Origin of the sequence: Erythrobacter sp. (assembly GCF_039988855.1) — a bacterium.
GTDB lineage: Bacteria > Pseudomonadota > Alphaproteobacteria > Sphingomonadales > Sphingomonadaceae > Erythrobacter.
This window is the reverse complement of record NZ_JBDXIY010000019.1, coordinates 391,149-410,380: the sequence shown is the minus strand read 5'-3', so window position 1 is coordinate 410,380 and position 19,232 is coordinate 391,149. Positions and strand designations below refer to the sequence as shown.

Below are 19,232 nucleotides of genomic sequence, written 5' to 3'. Positions count from 1 at the left end.
AAATCCGATTCTGGCAGGTCCGATTCTGGCAGGTCCGATTCTGGTAGGCACGCAGGCCTTGGTCACCGTGAACGGTTGAGGGAAAGGCTGCTCAAAGGCGGCGCAGAAGCGCTCGCTGACTACGAAGTTCTTGAATATTTGCTGTTCGCCGCGATCAAGCAAGGGGACACAAAACCCATAGCAAAGGCATTGCTCGCCCAATTCGGTTCGCTCGCCGGCGTGCTCAATGCAGATGTGAACGCGCTTCAACGGACCAAAGGCGTCGGCAAAACCAGTGCAGCGGCGCTTAAGAGCGTTGCTATCGCTGCCCGGCGCATGGCCCGAAGCGAAGTTAGCGAGAAACCTATCCTTGCGAGCTGGCAGGCGCTCATCGATTATCTCTCGATAGACATGGCGCACCTTACCGTTGAACGCGTGCGCGTGCTTTACCTCGATACAAAGAACCGATTGATCGACGATCACCATGTTGGCGATGGCTCAATTGACGAAGCCGCCATTCACCCACGCGAAGTCATCCGCAGGGCGATGGACGTCGGCGCAGCCGCGCTTATTCTTGTGCACAATCACCCATCAGGCAGTCCAGAGCCGAGCAAGGCCGACATCCAAATCACCAAACGGATAGCAGAAGCCGGGCGCCTGCTTGGCGTAACGCTGCACGATCATGTGATTGTCGGCCGAGAAGGCCATTCTAGCATGCGCGCAAAAGGCCTGATTTAGCCTTACAAATCAAAGCCCCACTTTCGAAAGTTTGCGGCAAGGCTAGGCGATCGAGCGAGGGCCTCTTCGATTTCGACCTTTCCTTCTTTGTCTCCCAATTCCAGCTTCACAAACCCACGCAATAAAAGGGATGTCGTAAAACCAGGGCTTACATCAAGGACTTCATCCAGATCACTCAGCGCGTCTTCGAACCGGCCAAGACGATAATACACCATCGCCCGGCTGTCTTGAGCGGCTGAAGTGCCATTCACCTCTACAGCGCGGGTACAAACCTGTGCGGCTTGGTCGAGTTGGACCTGCCAAACCCCCATGAACCAGCATTTATTGTTGAGCAGGCTTGCATTGTTAGGATCGTCTAGGAGAAGCAAATCAAAGCGATCAAGCCCCACTTCACTTTTGCCTTCTTGCCCATCAACATGAGCCAACCAATAGGCAAGGCTTCGGCGAACACCTTCATCGCCATCTTCATATGCAATTGCATCACGTGCAGCCACGGGGTCTTGCATGTCGAGAAGGAGCGAAGCCAATTCCATTGCACGGTCCGGCGCGGGATCGAGCGCATAGGCCTCCTCGAAATCCGCTTCCGCTGCTTCATAATCGAGCAATTGCTTATGCATGAGCGCACGCTGCGAATAATACTCTGCTGTGCCGGAAATTTCGATCACCTTGTTCATATCCGCAAGTGCTCCTGCGAAATCATAGGTGTCATATCTAAACCACGAACGCGTCAGATAAGGCGCGGCTTTCTCAGGATCGAACGCCACCAATTGATCGTAGGCTGCATCAAGCTTGGCAAGCTCGCTGCGATCCTTTGCCTGAGCAAAGCGCCACAAGCGCGGCGTATCCTTGGGCGCAAGCAGTTTTAGCTCATTTCGCGCCAATCTCATCACTTTACGGCGTTCTGTAAGCACCTGATCGGCAGCAATTTCACCGCCTCTAACGATACTTGTTTCAGAGACGGCGAACACGTCATCATCCAATGACGCATTCCGAATAACCCGACGTCCGGCGGCTTCGCCCTCAAGCTGCGCCTCTCCGACCAACTCATATTGAGCAGAATCGGCCGGCAAAATAACATGAGAAGAAAACTCTGTCGCACTGGGTCCAGTAATCGCAACAGGCACTTCGCGCCAATCGCGGCGCGAACGGTTGGGAGAAAATCCGATACTGCCAAAAGCGGATTCTCCGCCAAGTTCACCGCGACCGGTGCTAAAATCGAAGACGGCCTCAGAGATGCCGTCATACTTCAAAGTCGCCTCTCCCAAGGTCTCGCCTTTGATGAATTCGACATTGATGATGTCGATTTCCTCGGACGCATTTCGAGCGATTTGCCGTTTAACATCATCGGTCAACTGATCCGCCACAGCATTTAACTGTGCGGCCGATGGTCCGAACATCTTCATTTCAAATTTGGTCAATGCGGGCAGATCTGCACCGGCAGAAGAATCCATAGTGATGAACATTTTCAACTCTGGCGCGCGTGGTAAAACTTGAACAATCGGCTCCAAATCAGCGCCAGCAGTGCGGATTGGCAAAGCAAACTGAAAATCCGGAACATTGCCGACCAGCTCAATATTCGCACCAATGGATGTTCCATCGAGATAATAGAGCTGGCCATCAATGGTTGCCCGCACCAAAACATGGTCAAACGCGCCTGGCATTGGAAGCGATGTTTGAACGCCGTCCCCTGTGTCGATATCAACCAAAACAGGCTCGGCCTCAACTCCCAAATGGTTTAGCAATGCAAGCAAGATCAGTGTCTTAGCCTTACAATCGCCGTACTTCCTATCCCAAGTGGTTGCGACATCTTGCGGGATATAATTACCGCCATTGAGCCCATTCAAGAGGTAGCGGACATCGCTCTGCACAAGTTCCAACGCCGCCACTGCGCGCTCAAGCTTTGTGCTGTTCTCGGAACGGATCGCGTCTACGCGCGCTACCAGATCATCAAGCCCGTCAAGCGCGCCTTCAACCGAATAATGCGGTGCCATGGCAGAGGCGACTTCGTTCCAACCTGCAAATGTACCCACCTGCAACAACGTGCTCTGCTTAAAACGCGACGGCGCATCGCTAGGCATCTCAATTGCTTCGGCCAAAGGCAATTCGACGTTGAGCCAATCGTACCCTTTACGGGTTTCGACCGGGGCCAAATCGGCTTGGGGCCAAGCCTTATAACTAACATCCAGATTTTCTGGCCATGACACCAAGACGCGGGCAAAATCGGCGGTTCTTTCGGGTTTACGCCACAAATGGGATTGGCTCTGGACCTCATCACCAAGCGCCTGATCCGAGAGAGTTGTTGAATAGCTGACGCGCAATTCGTCGCCGATCTGCAAGCCCGGGACGAACAAAGTGGCGGTCAAAGAACCGTCAACCACCGCCTCTTCCAAACGGCGTTCACGGCGCAAGACCTCAAACGTCTCACCTTGAGCAATCACGTCGATGACCTCACCGCCGCGCACAATGGCCACATCGTGAACGATGAGATCCCCTTTGTCCGGGTACCAAACGGCGTTCACCGTGCCTGAACTCGTCAGTTGTTGGGCGCTCGCGATACGGACAACTTCGTCGACATAATGCCAACGCCGACCTTTTTCGATCCGGATCTGAGTGTCGGCGACCAATATTGTATTGGCCGGGTCACGCTCAAGCTCTGACAGATCAACTCTCTCAACCCAGGCCGGAGCAGATTCATAGAGCGGCGTTTCACCGGCTAGAACAGCCAATGACCAACCCAACGCAAGAAATGAAATTGAACGACACGCAAAAGAAAAACGCATTTAGAAAACCTGTTTTTCCAACACCTAACAAGAAATCCTTCGGTTGTTCCACATGTTTTTACGTTGCACCACCCGTTTTGGTTAAGCTTTCAAGCCGTATCCTACGACCCCTCCTTACCGGTGATGAGCCGTACGCCAGAATGTTTCGCAAAAAAGCTCCAAGCCCAATTTACTGTCACCGTCACGCGGTTGCGCGCGCCAGTCAAGAAGCCGACGTGCACCAAGCCCCATAACCACCACGCGGTCGCGCCCGAGATCTTGAAAACACCGAAGTCAGCCACGGCAGATTTGCGTCCGATGGTGGCTAGGCTTCCCTGATGTTTATACGTAAAAGGACCGGGACAAGCTTTGCTGAGCAATTCGGCTTCTATAACTTTGCTCACATATGCACCCGCCTGTTTTGCGGCAGGTGCAAGGCCGGGTACCGGCTTGCCATCCCAGGCATTGCTGCCGGCTGTATCGCCAATCGCAAAAATGTTGGCAAACGCCTCGCCATCCGCGCCAAGGACACGCATATGGTCATTGACTTCCGCTCGCCCCGCCCGATCAGCTTTTGCACCAAGCCATTTCGAAGCCGGAGACGCAGCAACGCCTGCTGCCCAGAGCACTGTTTCGGTATCGAGCCGTGTATCATCGCCAATGCGAACATGCGTCTCGGCGATTTCAGTAACCCGGCCGGCCGTTCGAATTTCGACGCCAAGATCCTCCAATGATTGCGCCGCCTTGGCGGACAACTCTTCGGGAAAAGCCGGTAAAATTCGGTTACCCGATTGCACCAGAATGACCCTCGCGGAGGCAGGATCAATAGTTCGGAACTCGCGCTCAACACTAACCTTGGCCAGTTCTGCGATTGCACCGGCAAGTTCAACCCCCGTAGGCCCTGCACCTACGATCACAAATGTAAGCAGCCGCTTGATCCGCTCATCATCGTCTGAGGCTTCCGCCTCTTCGAAGGCGTTGAGGATTGATGCGCGCACCGCAACGCCGTCTTCAATGGTCTTAAGGCCAGGAGCAAACGGCCCCCATTCATCGCGCCCGAAGTAACTGTGCGTGGCTCCTGTTGCGAGAACCAACCGATCATAGGAAAGTTCCGAGCCATCACCGTAGGTCAAGGTGCCATTCTGGGCGTCTATCCCGTTGACTTCGCCTTTAAGCACGCGAACATTGCCATCCCCTTTGAACAGCGAACGGATAGGTGCCGCAATATCAGCAGGGTTCAAGGTGGCAGTTGCAATTTGGTAGAGCAGCGGTTGGAATAGGTGATAATTGCGTTTGTCGATCAAAGTGATGCGCACAGGCAAGCGCTTCAATCCTTCAACCGCGGCAAGACCGCCAAAGCCTGCGCCTACCACCACAACATGAGGCCAGCGATCTGGGATTTCAGAATAGTCCCGGTCAAACAGAATGTTCTTTTCAAGCCAGGCAAGAATAGCGCGGTCGGCAGAGAGTATCCCTGCCCCTTTTGCCTCGTAAATGGCGAGGAAGAGGAATGGGAACAGCGTCACATTGGGATGCGCGCCTGTAATCATGAATGCCGCCATCAGAAAGAACAGGCCGTAGGATACGATCACCGCACCGAACCCGGTAAAGAAGAACACCGCCCAGAAAATTGCAAGCCAATCAGGAAAACCTAAAAAGATAGTAGCCGGAAGCCACGTCATGACCGCAACAGGTGGTTCGATCACACCAGCATAAGTCAGAAGGGTCACTCCCATCCAAAGGCGCAATATCGCCATCACAATGGGTGCCAAATGCTCGCGCGACCAATCCCAAGCCACAATTGTGGGACGCGCCAATGGTAAAGCGGAAGACTTAAAGCCAAACGCCAGCACGCGGTCGAGTGAGAAGGCCGCTGGCCCGTGCAATACGTACCAGATGAGCATGGCGCTCACGATCAAATTTGTCGTAGTCGGAACATAGACCGCTTGGCTCACAATCGTGAGCGCGGCCATCGCAAATGCCGCTGGTCTTGTGAACAGGCCAGCAATCAACAGAATTGGGCCAAGAATCTCAATCGCAATGCCAGTCATTGCCGCATGAGTAGGGCTCATCCAGCTGACCGGATATTCGACTGTTGCAAGCAATAGCGCTGTGTCCCAATCAGTCGCCTTCACCAGACCGGATCGCAGGAACCACATGCCAATGAAAAAGCGGATCACAAGATCGCTAACCGGCCAGAATGTCTCGGTTCCTTCCAAGTACCATTTGGTCCAGCGCCTGAACGTAACCCTTAAGAACGGCGAGTACCGCTCCTCTTGCAAAGGCGCAGGTGCTGGCGGTTTAGCCGTCTCGCTTGTCATCGTAATGTCCTCCTGACCTGCACATTCGCGGGGCCCCTGCATGCGGTTACAGCCTCCTTCAGAGGCCAGTTACAGGTGATAGCGCCGCATTCGCTCTTGCCAAGTCGCGCTAGCGCGAATAGCCGCGCCCCCAATACTTATCCTCAAAAAAGGACGCCTTTCCCATGGTCCCCCGTTACGCCCGTTCAGCCATGACCGCCCTCTGGGAGCCGGAAGCCAAGTTTCGCATCTGGTTCGAGATCGAAGCGCATGCGACACAAAAGCTTGGCGAACTGGGTGTTGTTCCCAAAAGCGCAGGCAAAGCGTTGTGGGATTGGTGGGCTACGAACCCTAAGATCGACGTTGAGGCGATTGACGCGATTGAAGCAGTGACAAAGCATGATGTGATCGCTTTCCTTACCTGGGTCGCGGAGCAGGTCGATGCGGCAGGCTACACTGGCGAAGCGCGCTTTATGCACCAGGGTATGACTTCGTCCGATGTGCTCGACACGACACTGGCAGTGCAATTGGCGCGCGCGACCGATATCTTACTAGAAGACTTGGATGCGCTTCTCGCCGCGATCAGAACTCGGGCCGAAGAACACAAGTTCACCCCCACGATCGGGCGCAGCCACGGCATTCACGCTGAGCCTGTGACCTTTGGATTGAAGCTCGCGCAAGCTTATGCTGAATTTGATCGCTGCAAAGCCCGCCTGATCGCTGCCCGCGCCGAAATCGCAACCTGCGCCGTGTCGGGTGCAGTAGGCACGTTTGCCAATATCGACCCAGAGGTTGAGGCATATGTCGCAGAAAAGCTGGGCCTCGCGGTTGAGCCCGTCAGCACGCAGGTAATCCCGCGTGACCGCCATGCCATGTATTTCTCAACGCTCGCAGTGATCGCTGGCTCAATCGAACGGCTGGCGGTCGAAGTTCGCCATTTGCAGCGCACAGAAGTACTGGAAGCGGAAGAATACTTCTCGCCGGGGCAAAAAGGCTCCAGCGCTATGCCACATAAGCGCAACCCGATCCTGACCGAAAACCTTACCGGCCAAGCGCGCATGATCCGCGCCTATGCCCTGCCTGCTTTGGAAAATGTGGCATTGTGGCATGAACGCGATATCTCCCATTCCTCTGTGGAACGCTTTATCGGGCCCGATGCGACCATCACGTTGGATTTTGCCCTCGCCCGCCTGACTGGTGTTGTTGAAAAGCTGCTGGTCTATCCTGACCGGATGCAGGCCAATATGGATTCCATGGGCGGCCTTGTGCATTCGCAGCGTGTTCTGCTTGCCCTTACTCAAGCGGGCGTCAGCCGCGAGGATGCCTATCGCCTGGTTCAGCGCAATGCGATGAAAGTGTGGGAATCGAATGGCCAAATGTCGCTGCTCGATCTGCTTAAAGGCGATAAAGAAGTAACCGCGGCACTCTCTCACAAGCAGCTCGAAGAGAAATTCGACCTCGAATATCACTTCAAACATGTCGACACGATATTTGCCCGCGTCTTTGGATAAATTCGCCAAACTGGACTTGAGCGCCAAAAGCCCTAGATTTAGAGCTTCCGAGGCCATGAAGAGGGATCATACGAACCCATGCAAATAGTGCGCACCATTTTATGGGTCATGCTCGCCTGCGCGATCATGCTCTTCTCTTTCCTCAACTGGAACCCGGTTGAAATCACGCTCTGGGACGGCTTCCTTGTGGAAACCAAGGTTCCTGCGCTCGTGATCCTTGCCTTTCTCCTCGGCCTGTTTCCGATGTGGCTTTACCATCGCAGCGTCAAATGGGGCCTCGATCGCCGCATTCGCAGCCTTGAAAATTCAATCAAATCCGCCGCTTTGGCGCGAGGCAGGGATGAGCCTGTGGATAAGCCGGGGGACAAACTTGCGGACAAGTCGGGCGACGCGCTGACCCCGGTGGATGAGAATCCAGCATGACCAATCCGGTATTTTTAGCGCTTGATGTCCCTCAAATTGATCCGGCGAAAGCTCTGATTGAAAAGGTGAAGGCACATATTGGCGGGATTAAGCTGGGGCTAGAATTCTTCTGCGCCCATGGTGGTCACGGCGTCCATGAAATCGCACATATGGGTCTGCCTATTTTCCTCGACCTCAAGTTTCATGATATTCCCAACACTGTCGCATCGGCGATGATGGCGATCCATGTCTACGAACCCAAAATCGTGACCATCCACGCAAGTGGTGGGCGCGCGATGATGGAGGATGCGAAGGCTGCGGCAGCAGAAGGCTGCAAAGTTGTCGCAGTGACAACGCTCACCAGCATGGACGAAAGCGACCTTGCCTCAACCGGTGTCGGCGGTAGCGCCGAAGACCAAGTCATGCGTTTGGCAGAACTTGCCCACGCATCGGGCCTCGATGGGATCGTGTGCTCGGGCCGCGAAGTGGGCCAAGTACGCAAGCAATGGAAAGACGGCTATTTCGTCGTCCCCGGCCTTCGCCCTGCCGGAACCGGTGCAGGCGACCAAAAACGCGTCGTTACTCCCCGCAAGGCGCGCGATGACGGCGCAAGCGTCCTCGTCATAGGCCGCCCGATAAGCCGCGCCGACGATCCCATGGCCGCCGCGCGCGCGATTGAGGCGACGCTTTAGGCCCCCCTTGCAATGAAAATAAAGATCAAGATTTGCGGCATCCGTGAGGAAAGCGCTCTCGAAGCAGTGATTGACGCAGGGGCCGACTTTGGTGGCTTCATCTTTCACGACAAAAGCCCGCGCAATTTGACCATTGAGGAAGCCGCAAGCCTTTCTAAACGCGCCAATGGCCGCATTGCCCGCGTGGGGTTGATCGTCAATCCGCAAGACGCCTTTCTCGACGAACTCTTCGCCAAGGTCGAGCTTGAAGCATTACAGCTCCAAGGCAGCGAGAGCCCTGAACGAGTTCAGGCCATTCGCGAGCGCTATGGCGTTGATGTGTGGAAAGCGATCAGCGTTGCCACCAAACGGGACATACAAAGCGCACAAGCCTATCAACAGTCCGCCGACCTCATCCTTTTCGATGCAAAAACCCCGCCCGGCGCGCTTCCAGGTGGCATGGGCTTGCGCTTTGATTGGACATTGCTGGACGGCATCGAAATGGACCTCCCTTGGGGACTTGCCGGGGGATTGAGCCCGGACAATGTAAGCAAAGCAATCCAGCTAACCCGCGCACCGATGGTCGATGTGTGTTCAGGCACGGAGCGCGCGCCGGGCATCAAGGACGTGGACAAGATCACCGCCTTCTGTAAAGCCGCTCTTCAAGCTTGATCCCCTTTCACACAAAGCAAATCCCATGAACGAGACCTCTCCCAACTCCTTCCGCAATCAGCCCGATGACCGGGGGCATTTTGGCGATTTTGGCGGGCGTTATGTCGCTGAAACCTTGATGCCATTGATCCTTGACCTGGAGCGCGAATATCGCGCCGCTCAAGAAGACCCCGCGTTTCAGGCCGAGTTTGACGACCTGATGGAGCATTATGTGGGCCGGCCAAGCCCGCTCTATTATGCGGAACGTCTGACCGAAGAACTGCGCAAGGACGCAGGCAAGGGAATGGGAGCGCAGGTTTGGTTTAAGCGTGATGAGCTCAATCACACCGGCGCTCACAAGATCAACAATTGCATCGGGCAAATCCTGCTCGCGATCCGCATGGGCAAGACGCGCATCATTGCCGAAACTGGCGCGGGACAGCACGGCGTTGCGACCGCGACCGTTTGCGCGCGTTTTGGCCTGCCTTGCGTGATCTATATGGGCGCAGAGGACGTTGCGCGCCAATCGCCCAATGTGTTCCGGATGAAGCTATTGGGCGCAGAAGTCGTCCCCGTGACCAGCGGCGGCGCGACGCTCAAGGATGCGATGAACGAAGGCCTTCGCGATTGGGTCGCCAATGTGCACGACACATTCTACATCATCGGGACAGCAGCAGGCCCCCACCCTTACCCCGAACTGGTACGCAATTTCCAAAGCGTCATCGGCACCGAAGCGCGCGCTCAAATGCTGGCCCGCGCTGGCCGCCTGCCCGATCTTTTGATCGCGTGCATTGGCGGCGGCTCAAATGCGCTGGGCCTATTCCACCCGTTCTTGGATGATACGGACGTGAAGATGCTCGGCGTCGAAGCCGCAGGTCACGGCCTTGACGGCGACGAACACGCGGCAAGCCTTTTGGGCGGCGCTCCCGGCGTGCTCCACGGCAATAAGACGTACCTGTTGCAAGACGCAGACGGCCAGATCACTGAAGGCCACTCGATTTCCGCTGGGCTAGACTACCCCGGCATTGGTCCAGAGCACGCATGGCTCAAAGACACAGGCCGCGTCGAATACACCGCCGTCACCGATGATGAGGCATTGGAAGGCTTCCAACTGCTCTGCCGCACAGAGGGTATTATCCCCGCGCTAGAGCCCTCCCACGCCCTCGCCGCCGTCGCCAAGCGCGCGCCATTGATGCGCGAGGACGAGATCATCTGCATGAACCTATGCGGACGCGGCGATAAGGACATTTTCACCGTCGCAGAGAAGCTTGGGGTGGAGATGTGAGGCGAGATTGGCGGGTTGTTGCCGCGCTAGTGTGTCAGGTCATTGCGCTCATTTCGGGCTTTCTCTGGTACACTGCTCTGTTGGAACGAATGAGAATTCCCATAGACCGGACGCCCTTTGAAGCCGGAGCAATTTACCCGACTGGCTTCGAGAGTATCACGCTTCTTTCGCTCTTGTTTTTCTTACTGCTTGCAACAATTCTACTTCTTTGGACATCGCTAAGGCCGAAAAAATGACACGCCTCCAAAACGCCTTTTCCAAACCTCACGCCGCTTTCGTCGCTTTCATCACTGCTGGTGATGGTGACACAGCTGCCAATCTTGATGCCCTCGTCGCAGGGGGAGCTGATGTGATTGAGCTGGGGATGCCGTTTACTGATCCGATGGCCGATGGGCCTGCTATCCAGAGCGCGAACCTGCGCGCGCTTGGCAAAGGGACCACCACCGCCGATGTGCTGCAATGCGCATATGAGTTCCGTGAACGTCACCCCGATGTGCCGCTGGTCCTTATGGGATACGCAAATCCGATGATCCGCCGGGGCCCTGAGTGGTTTGCAAAGGCGGCCAAGGGCGCAGGTGTGGACGGCGTGATCTGCGTCGATATTCCGCCGGAAGAGGACGATGCGCTGGGTCCGGCTTTGCGCGATGCGGGCATTTCGCCCATTCGCCTTGCCACACCCACCACCGATGCTGCGCGCCTGCCGCAAGTGTTAGAGGGGTCGAGCGGCTTTCTCTATTACGTCTCCGTCGCCGGGGTCACGGGCCTGCAACAAGCCGCTGCTGGCTCAATCGAAGAGGCAGTGAAGGCACTGAAGGCCGCCACCGATATCCCTGTCGCGGTTGGCTTTGGCGTGCGCGAACCTGCGCAAGCCGCTGCCATTGCCGCCCATGCAGACGGCGTTGTCGTAGGGTCAGCCTTTGTTGACTTGGTAGGCGAACATGGCGCAAAGGCTCCGGCAAAGCTACAAGAGCTGACTGCGAGCATGGTCGCTGCGATTAAGTCGGTCTAAGGGATACAAACATGAGCTGGTTAAACCGCGTCCGCAATTCGCTGGGCTTTGGCACAGAGAAGACAAGCACCGAAAAAGACCTTTGGATCAAATGTCCCAATTGTCAGGAAATGCTCTTTGTCTCCGACTATGAGGAAAACCTCCACGTCTGCCCAAAATGCGGGCACCATGGGCGGATCAATGCCGATACGCGTCTGAACTTGCTGCTCGACGAGGGGTTTGAATTGCTCCCCATTCCGGAAGTGACCGAAGACCCGCTCAAATTCAAAGATTCAAAGAAGTACACCGACCGTTTGAAAGCCGCGCGCGCGAAGGGTCCTCATGCCGACGCGTTTGTGACCGGCTCAGGCGCGATCAACGGCAAGCCTGCAGTTGTGGGCGTGCAAGATTTCTCCTTTATGGGCGGTTCGATGGGTATGGCCGTGGGTGAGGCGTTTTGTCAGGGCGCGCAAAAGGCTTTGGACCGCAAATGTGCGTTCGTCGTGGTGACAGCCTCCGGCGGTGCGCGGATGCAAGAAGGCATTTTGGGCCTGATGCAAATGCCGAGAGCGACCATTATGACACGGCGTTTGAAGGCGGCCGGACTGCCTTACATTGTCCTCCTCACAGACCCGACATCGGGCGGGGTAATGGCTGCCTACGCTATGCTAGGCGATATCCATATTGCCGAACCGGGAGCGACACTCGCTTTCACAGGCCGCCGGGTTATCGAAGAAACCATTCGTCAAAAGCTGCCCGACGATTTCCAGACAAGCGAGTATTACAGCAAGCACGGCATGGTCGATATGATCGTACCGCGCAAAGAGCTGAAAGAGCGTTTGGCGACTGTCCTCGACTTCCTTCAGCCGGCAGATGAAGCTGCCTAACTCACATGGATTTTGGCCGCTCGGATGACCCGCGCGTTCAGGCGCAATTGGACCGTTTGGGCGCGCTGAGCGTGCCGCAAGGGCGCTTGGGGCTGGAGACGATCACCGCCCTGATGGAGCGGCTTGGCAATCCGCATCGCAAACTGCCGCCGGTTTTCCACGTTGCGGGTACCAATGGCAAAGGTTCGGTCTGCGCGTTCCTGCGTGCTATGTTGGAGGCCGATGGCAAGCGGGTGCATGTCACCACTAGCCCTCATCTGGTGCGCTATAATGAGCGGATACGGCTGGCGGGTAAGCTGATTGAGGATGGGGCGCTAGCGGAGTTGCTCGAAGAAGTGCTTGATGCAGGCGAAGACCTTGCGCCTAGCTTCTTCGAAGTCACCATAGCGGCCGCATTTCTGGCTTTCAGTCGCACACCAGCCGATGCCTGCGTGGTCGAAGTGGGCCTTGGCGGACGCTTCGATGCAACCAATGTGCTGGAGCCAGAGGCGGTGGCTGCCTGCGGGGTTACGGCGCTGGGGATTGATCACGAACGGTTCTTGCTCGCGCCAGAGGAAGGCGTGCCAAAAGAGCCGATGGCGCGGATCGCGTTTGAGAAGGCGGGGATTGCGAAGAAGGGTGTTCCGTTGGTTACGATGGATCAGGCCTACCCTGAAGAAGCGTGCAGTGCGATTTCACAGGTAGCGCAAGCCGTCGGTTCACCAAGGTTTGAATTTTTCCGTCATTGGCAGTCGGATCCGGCTGGTGAGACCGAATTCTACTACTTGGATTGCATGAACTACCGCCTTGATCACTGGTTTCCACGCCCTTCAATCGACGGCGATCATCAATTGTTCAATGCAGGCTTGGCCGTGACGATGCTCCGGGCGCAAAATCGAGTGCCGGCCCCTTCGCTTGAGACGATGGCGCGCGGCATCAAATCTGCGCAGTGGCCAGCCCGCATGCAGCTAATGTCCGACGGCCCGCTTACCTGCTTTGTTTCCGAGCAGAAGGTCTGGCTCGACGGTGGCCATAACCCGGGCGCAGGGGCGGCCATTGCTGAGGCTCTGGAAGGTCCGCTTCATCTTGTGCTTGGTATGCTGGACAACAAGAACCCGTCCGCCTTACTCGATCCGCTGGGCGGCCGGGTGCGGACCCTTCAAGTGGTACCCGTGCCGGTCCACGACAGCCATCCAGCGGATGCCTTTGGTGAAGACGCCGTGGCTCGGGAGAACCTTGAAGAGGCGCTTTTGAATGTGCCCTCGGACGGTCTACCGGTCCTCATCGCAGGCTCGCTTTACCTCGCAGGTGAAGCGCTAAGGCTGAACGACGAGATGCCGGATTAGGGTGCCTCACGCCCTGCACTCCCCATCGCCTCATCCACTAGGCCACTGCGGCTCATCCACCAGAACAGCGCTATTCCCGGCAGGGCCAGCAGGCACGTGAGCAGGTAGAAGTTCACATAGCCCACGCCATCAATCAACCCGCCAGCCGTTGTGCCGGTGAGCAAGCGGCCCACAACGCTCGCGCCCGCTGAGATCAAAGCATATTGCGCGGCGGTGAAACGCAGATCACATAGGGCCGAGAAATAGGCGACCACAACCACGCCGCCATATCCGCTGGCGAAATTCTCAAACCCTACCGCTCCCGCCATTGCCCAATTGGAGTGTCCGACCACGGCAAGCCCTGCAAAGCTCACATTGGACACCGCCATCAGCACAAGCGCGAGCATGACGGAGCGTTTAAGGCCCATCCTCGCGTACAATATCCCGCCAAGGAATATGCCCACCATAAAGGCGCCCCACCCCAGCCCTACGTCGTAGAAGGCGATCTCGTCATTGGTGAAACCAAGGTCTTCGAACAATAGGCGGAAGGTGAGGTTTGCGAGCGTGTCGCCGATCTTGTGGACAAGGATAAAGGCCAGCACCAACCACGCACCGTGCCTCCCAAGAAACTCTCGGAATGGGCCTGCGATGGATTGCCACACGTCTGAAACGCCCTTCTTGGCGATGGTAACGGTGCGCCTTTCGGGTTCTCCCATAATGAGCGCGGTGAACATGGCCGGAAGCGCAAACAGAGCGCAGGCCAGATAGCCAGCGGACCAGCCGTAACGCGCCGCCACGACTAGAGCGAGCGCCCCTGCGCCTGCCGCGCCAATGCGCCAACCATATTGGCTCATGCCAGAGCCGGTACCCAATTGATCGGGACGCAAGGTCTCAATCCGGTAAGCGTCGATCACGATGTCGAAGGTCGCGCCTGCAACGCCTACTAGGACGGCTGCGAGGATAGTCGTCGCCATGTTCTCATTCGGGTCGACCAGCGCCAGGTTCACAACGCTCGCTATGACCAACACGCCGGAAAGCAGCATCCACGAGACGCGCTGTCCCATGCGGCCAAGGATGGGCAGGTGAACCCCGTCCACCACCCATGCCCAAAACACTTTGAAATTGTAGACCAGAAACGCGAGCGTGAAGGCTGTAACGGTCGCTTTATCGATCCCATCTTGGGCAAGCCGCGTGGTTAGAGTCGCTCCGATCATCGCATAGGGAAAGCCGGAAGAAACCCCGACGAAAAACGCGGCCAGCGCCTCTTTCTCAAGGTAGGGAGCGATGGCTCCCCAAGCGCCTCTTGGCGCGCTTGTCACGTGGCGGGCTGAGTGGAGGCAGCATCAGGCGTCACAATGCCGCTATGAGCGCCACTGCGACTTTCGCGTATCCACTCAAGCGCGCACAAAATAACCGCAATCACGCCAATCAATGCGGTGAAGATAAAGACAAAGTAATAGCCGCGATCCTCGATCAATTGGCCCAATGCACCGCGTCCCAGTGTTCCGATCAGCAAGGTCAACGAGGAGAGCAAGGCGAACTGCACGGCGGCATAGCGTTTCGCTACGATTGAGCTGAGCCATGCAATGTACGCCGCACCTGCAATGCCAATCGCCAAGTTTTCCCAGAAGATTGTGAAAGCCAGCTTTGCAAGGCCTTCGGAGGGCGGCGCAGCGGTGAAAAAGATGAATGAGACAGCGGCCGCAAGCGTATTCACCGCCCAAGTAAAGCCAACCGCATCGCTTGCCGCTTGCATTAGCGCTCCACCTTGAGCGAGTTCTGCGTAAAGGAGATTTGTTGCCGCCGCGATCGCTGCGCCGAAGGTCAGCATAAACATACGGCCAAAAACCGTGATGAGCCAACCGCCGACGGCGAGGCCCAAAATGATCGCAAAAATGCCGAGTATCTTGGAGGCGAAAGCGACATCTTCACCCGTGTACCCCAACTCTCCCAAATAGAACGGATAGGCGAAAACGCCCCAAACAGAATCCGTGATCCGGTATGTAAGGACGAGCGCTAAGATGAGGACCAACGACCAGCCCATCCGGCCTACAAATTCCACCAGCGGCAGAACCAGCGCTCGATAAAGTTGATCAGTGAATTTGAGTGAGCCTTGCGTGCCTAGCTCTGGAGCAGTGGTAATGACATTGGTGCCATCGCGCTTCTGCTTTACAACCCATGCAGCGACGAAAGCTGGCAATACGATGGTCGCGATTACGATTAGCGGACCGAATGTGGTCGTGAACAAGGTGACATCAGGCCGATCCTCTGGAAGCGCGGTCATGGAGCGAACCATAAAGACGACAACGGTCACAATCGCCCAGCCCCATAAGATGCCCACCGTCCAGAGCGCGCGGCCCCGGGTTTTCTCATTCACTTCGCCTACTGCGTTCAGCTGAGCGATCTCGTCCTCATTTGCCGCAGAGGCCGCGGTGCGGTCTGAAACCGTCACATCGGGGGCAAAGAGCCCCGCAAAGCCAATGAGCAGCATCAGGCCGCCCATGATCACATAGGTTTGCGACCAGCCGATATGCTCTGCGAGGATAAGGCCAAACGCGCCGCCGACAAGGGCCGCCAAGCGAAAGCCCATTTGCGTGATTGTCGAAAGAATATCGAGCGTCGCGACCTCATCTGCCACATCAATCCGCCATGCGTTGATGGCGATGTCCTGCGTGGCGCTAGCAAAGGCTCCGATGGCTGCCAAAAGGCTAAACCAGCCGAGCGAGGTTGCAGGGTTCAGCGTGCTCATCGTGACAAGCGCTGCCCCCACGATAAGCTGCATGGGCACCATCCACTGCTTACGCTTGCCTAGCTTACGCAAGATCGGAATATCGACCCGGTCGAGCAGCGGAGACCACAAGAATTGGAACGCATAGGCCAGGCCTACGAGCGAGAATACGCCCATCGTTTCCAGATCAACATCCGCCTCGCTTAGCCACGCATAGAGCGTTCCCAAGAACAGCGCAGGCGGCAATCCTTGGGCAAAGCCGAAGAGGACCATAAAGCCGCTCTTGGGACTGCGCAGCGAATGCAATAACGCGCCCCAGCCTGGCTTCTTCTCAGTGTCGGCAGATGCTTCGGCGGTGGCCATATTTGCAGCCTATCCCTTTTCCTTGATCCCGGTTTAAGGCACACTAGCCTTATGTGAGAGGGATAGGGAAGCCGTCATGAACGCGCCAACAACAGATTTAAGTGAGCCCGGTGCAACACCGCAGTCAACCGCTGGCCAACTCGCGCTGGCAGAAAGCATTCGCAATGGCGAAGCGCGCCGCCCAGTCGACACCATCGGCACGGTCCCGGCCAGCCGATACACCTGCCCCGATCACTTTGCGCGCGAGAAAGCGGGGCTGTTTGATCGGCTCCCGCAAGTGCTCGCCCCCTCAGCGCTGCTCCCCGAACCCGGCATGGTGGTGCCGCACGATGACACGCTTTTGCCCAATGGATCTGCGCGCCCGCTGCTCATCACCCGCGACAATGATGGCAAGGCCCACGTTTTCCTGAACGTGTGCCAGCACCGAGGCACGCGGCTGGTCGAAGGCAAAGACGTGGCTTGCACCAAGCGGATGGTGTGCCCCTATCACGCTTGGACCTATAAGCTCGACGGCAAGCTCCTTGCCTTGCCCCGCTCGGAGACCTTCCCCGGCCTCGACAAATCAGAGCACAGCCTTGTCGAATTGCCGTCGCTGGAAACCGGCGGGCTTATCTGGTTCGCTCCGCAAGAAGGCGCGGATTTCACAGACGCGAGGGCGATCAGCGCCGATTTCGACGCTTTTGGAATGCGAGACCTTCACCTCTTCCGCCGCAAGACCCATCAGGTAAAAGGCAATTGGAAGCTCATCATGGATGCTTTTCTCGAAAGCTATCATGTGACGCGCCTCCATGCGAACACCATCGGCCCTTTCTTCAAAGACGGTATCACCAGCGGTGATATCGTTGGCCCGCATATGCGTTCAGCGGTTGGCCGGCTCGAAGAAATGGAGGGGGTCGATTTTTCCAATATGGCTGACCTGCGCAAAATCGTTACCTTTGCTTATCAGTTGTTCCCCGCCACCGTGATCGTGCCCAGCCCTGATTACGTCAACATCATGGTGTTAATGCCGCAAGCCCACAATCATACGGTTGTAGAGGACTTCATGCTCATCCCCGAAGAGCCCAAGACCGAAAAGGCATTGAGCCATTGGGAGCGCAGTTGGAACCTTCTTGATGGTGGTGTTTTCGCCTCCGAAGACTTCCGCGCAGCTGAACTTGGCCAGCAAGGTCTTGAGAGCGGCGCGATCAGGGAACTGACGATGGGAACACTGGAAAGCGGCATCGTGCGCTTTGATGCGATTGTGCAAGAGCACCTAAACGCCTAAGGGGCCCTTCATGCCCACCAATCCAAAGAAATCAGACGGCCGCCCTGAAGGGGACCGGATCGCAAAACTGCTCGCCCGCGCTGGCATTGCTTCACGCCGCGAGATTGAGCGCATGATCGCTGACAAACGCATCACTTTGGATGGAAAGCCAGTAGAGACTCCCGCGACGTTCCTCACAAGCCTCAGAGGGGTGAGCGTGGATGGCAAACCTGTGGCAGAACCCGAACCATCGCAGCTCTACGCCTTTCACAAACCGGCCGGGTTGATCACAGCCGAACGAGATCCCGCAGGACGCGCAACCATCTACGCTGCGCTCACCAACGCCTTACCAAAGGGCACACCGCGAGTGATGCCAATTGGGAGGCTCGACTTTAATACTGAAGGGCTTTTGCTACTTACCAATGATGGCGGATTGAAGCGCACTATGGAGCTCCCGTCGACCGGCATACCGCGGACCTATCGCGCCCGCGCCTTTGGTGAAATTCATCAAGAGCAGCTGGAAGCCTTGAGCGAGGGCGTCGAGATCGAAGGTATGCGCTACGGCCCGATCGATGCGAATCTCGAACGGGGTTCGGGCGGTAAGGGACATAAGAACCACTGGATTGAAATGACGATCACCGAAGGCAAAAACCGTGAGGTTCGCCGGGTGCTTGAATATCTCGGGCTTGAAGTGAACCGCTTGATACGGGTCGGCTATGGGTCATTCCACTTGGGTGACCTCCCTCGTGGTCAGGCCGCGCGCATCAAGAAAGGCGACCTCGATCGTTTTGTAAGCAGCCTGAAAGGCGGACGGAAGAGTTGATGCGCATTATTGCAGGCGACTGGCGTGGACGTAAGCTGGTGGCACCCAAGGGCGATGCAACCCGCCCGACCGCAGACCGCACGCGCGAGACGCTGTTTTCGATGCTTACGAGCAGGTTGGGAAGTTTTGAGGATCTTAAGGTAGCTGACCTGTTCGCAGGGTCCGGTGCGCTGGGGCTCGAAGCGCTTTCCAGAGGCGCTGCGCATTGCCATTTCGTTGAACAAGACCGGACCGCTCTCGATGCGATCCGGTCCAACATATCCACCTTCGATGCGCGCGCGCGTGCCACAATGGAGGCAACGTCAGTTATGACCTTGCGGCCTGCCCGCGAGCCATATGACCTCTTGCTGCTTGACCCGCCTTACCACACGGGAGCTGGCGAAGTGGCCCTCGACAGGCTCCAGCGCCTTGGTTGGATCGGAGATGGGACTTGGATCGCGCTCGAAACCGCTTTCAATGAAGAGCCCGAAATCAAAGGCTTTCTCATCGATACGTCTCGTAAAGTTGGCAAAGGCAGGCTCACGCTTTTGACACGCGAGCCTGCCGCCACATGTGCCTCTGATCCAGCACTGGACTGAGGATGGCGCCGGACCAAAAAGG

At 56.8% G+C, this 19,232-nt stretch carries 16 protein-coding genes; 12 read left to right on the top strand and 4 right to left on the bottom strand.

Annotated elements, in window-relative coordinates; genetic code table 11:
- The first annotated feature begins 75 nt into the window (after positions 1-75).
- On the top strand, positions 76-717 hold the full coding sequence (gene radC, locus ABJ205_RS14060; RefSeq protein ID WP_348156782.1) for a DNA repair protein RadC: 642 nt from the start codon (positions 76-78) through the stop codon (positions 715-717).
- Between the two features lie 2 nt (positions 718-719).
- Here the strand turns inward: radC and ABJ205_RS14055 are convergent, their stop codons facing one another.
- Positions 720-3,443 (bottom strand): DUF3857 domain-containing protein, encoded by a 2,724-nt coding sequence (locus ABJ205_RS14055; RefSeq protein ID WP_348510069.1) that lies wholly within the window; start codon positions 3,441-3,443, stop codon positions 720-722.
- A 155-nt stretch (positions 3,444-3,598) separates the two neighbouring features.
- Entirely contained in the window at positions 3,599-5,839 is a 2,241-nt protein-coding gene (locus ABJ205_RS14050; RefSeq protein ID WP_348156625.1) for an FAD-dependent oxidoreductase, read from the bottom strand.
- 122 nt (positions 5,840-5,961) lie between these two features.
- Between ABJ205_RS14050 and purB the strand changes: the two genes are divergently transcribed.
- The 8 genes from purB (at position 5,962) to ABJ205_RS14010 (ending at position 13,496) form a co-directional block, all read left to right on the top strand.
- A complete protein-coding gene (gene purB / locus ABJ205_RS14045) occupies positions 5,962-7,287 on the top strand; it encodes an adenylosuccinate lyase (RefSeq protein WP_348156628.1) in 1,326 nt (441 codons plus the stop codon).
- A gap of 78 nt (positions 7,288-7,365) precedes the next feature.
- Complete coding sequence (locus ABJ205_RS14040; RefSeq protein ID WP_348156630.1) at positions 7,366-7,710, top strand: hypothetical protein; 345 nt, start codon at positions 7,366-7,368, stop codon at positions 7,708-7,710.
- A complete protein-coding gene (gene pyrF, locus ABJ205_RS14035; RefSeq protein ID WP_348156633.1) occupies positions 7,707-8,381 on the top strand; it encodes an orotidine-5'-phosphate decarboxylase in 675 nt (224 codons plus the stop codon). The genes ABJ205_RS14040 and pyrF overlap by 4 nt, the downstream gene beginning before the upstream one ends.
- Positions 8,382-8,393: 12 nt before the next feature.
- Positions 8,394-9,032, top strand: coding sequence for a phosphoribosylanthranilate isomerase (locus ABJ205_RS14030; protein WP_348156634.1), 639 nt, complete (start codon positions 8,394-8,396; stop codon positions 9,030-9,032).
- A gap of 25 nt (positions 9,033-9,057) precedes the next feature.
- Positions 9,058-10,296: a tryptophan synthase subunit beta gene (gene trpB, locus ABJ205_RS14025; RefSeq protein ID WP_348156637.1), complete on the top strand. Its 1,239-nt coding sequence runs from the start codon at positions 9,058-9,060 to the stop codon at positions 10,294-10,296.
- A 232-nt stretch (positions 10,297-10,528) separates the two neighbouring features.
- The gene (gene trpA / locus ABJ205_RS14020) at positions 10,529-11,305 is read left to right on the top strand and encodes a tryptophan synthase subunit alpha (RefSeq protein WP_348510068.1); all 777 of its coding nucleotides are present in this window, start codon (positions 10,529-10,531) and stop codon (positions 11,303-11,305) included.
- Between the two features lie 11 nt (positions 11,306-11,316).
- Complete coding sequence (accD, locus tag ABJ205_RS14015; protein WP_348156641.1) at positions 11,317-12,171, top strand: acetyl-CoA carboxylase, carboxyltransferase subunit beta; 855 nt, start codon at positions 11,317-11,319, stop codon at positions 12,169-12,171.
- 5 nt (positions 12,172-12,176) lie between these two features.
- A complete protein-coding gene (locus ABJ205_RS14010; RefSeq protein WP_348156644.1) occupies positions 12,177-13,496 on the top strand; it encodes a folylpolyglutamate synthase/dihydrofolate synthase family protein in 1,320 nt (439 codons plus the stop codon).
- On the opposite strand, the gene ABJ205_RS14005 is transcribed toward ABJ205_RS14010, so the two are convergent.
- Positions 13,493-14,794, bottom strand: a complete 1,302-nt coding sequence (locus ABJ205_RS14005) for an MFS transporter (protein WP_348156646.1) — start codon at positions 14,792-14,794, stop codon at positions 13,493-13,495. The genes ABJ205_RS14010 and ABJ205_RS14005 overlap by 4 nt on opposite strands.
- The gene (locus ABJ205_RS14000; RefSeq protein WP_348156649.1) at positions 14,791-16,566 is read right to left on the bottom strand and encodes an MFS transporter; all 1,776 of its coding nucleotides are present in this window, start codon (positions 16,564-16,566) and stop codon (positions 14,791-14,793) included. Before ABJ205_RS14000 ends, ABJ205_RS14005 begins: the two co-directional genes overlap by 4 nt.
- Positions 16,567-16,642: 76 nt before the next feature.
- Between ABJ205_RS14000 and ABJ205_RS13995 the strand changes: the two genes are divergently transcribed.
- The 3 genes from ABJ205_RS13995 to rsmD are packed head-to-tail and all read left to right on the top strand — an operon-like array spanning position 16,643 to position 19,210.
- Positions 16,643-17,830 (top strand): aromatic ring-hydroxylating dioxygenase subunit alpha, encoded by a 1,188-nt coding sequence (locus tag ABJ205_RS13995; RefSeq protein WP_348156651.1) that lies wholly within the window; start codon positions 16,643-16,645, stop codon positions 17,828-17,830.
- 10 nt (positions 17,831-17,840) lie between these two features.
- Complete coding sequence (locus ABJ205_RS13990; RefSeq protein ID WP_348156653.1) at positions 17,841-18,632, top strand: pseudouridine synthase; 792 nt, start codon at positions 17,841-17,843, stop codon at positions 18,630-18,632.
- Positions 18,632-19,210 (top strand): 16S rRNA (guanine(966)-N(2))-methyltransferase RsmD, encoded by a 579-nt coding sequence (rsmD, locus tag ABJ205_RS13985; RefSeq protein ID WP_348156656.1) that lies wholly within the window; start codon positions 18,632-18,634, stop codon positions 19,208-19,210. Before ABJ205_RS13990 ends, rsmD begins: the two co-directional genes overlap by 1 nt.
- Positions 19,211-19,232 lie beyond the last annotated feature (22 nt).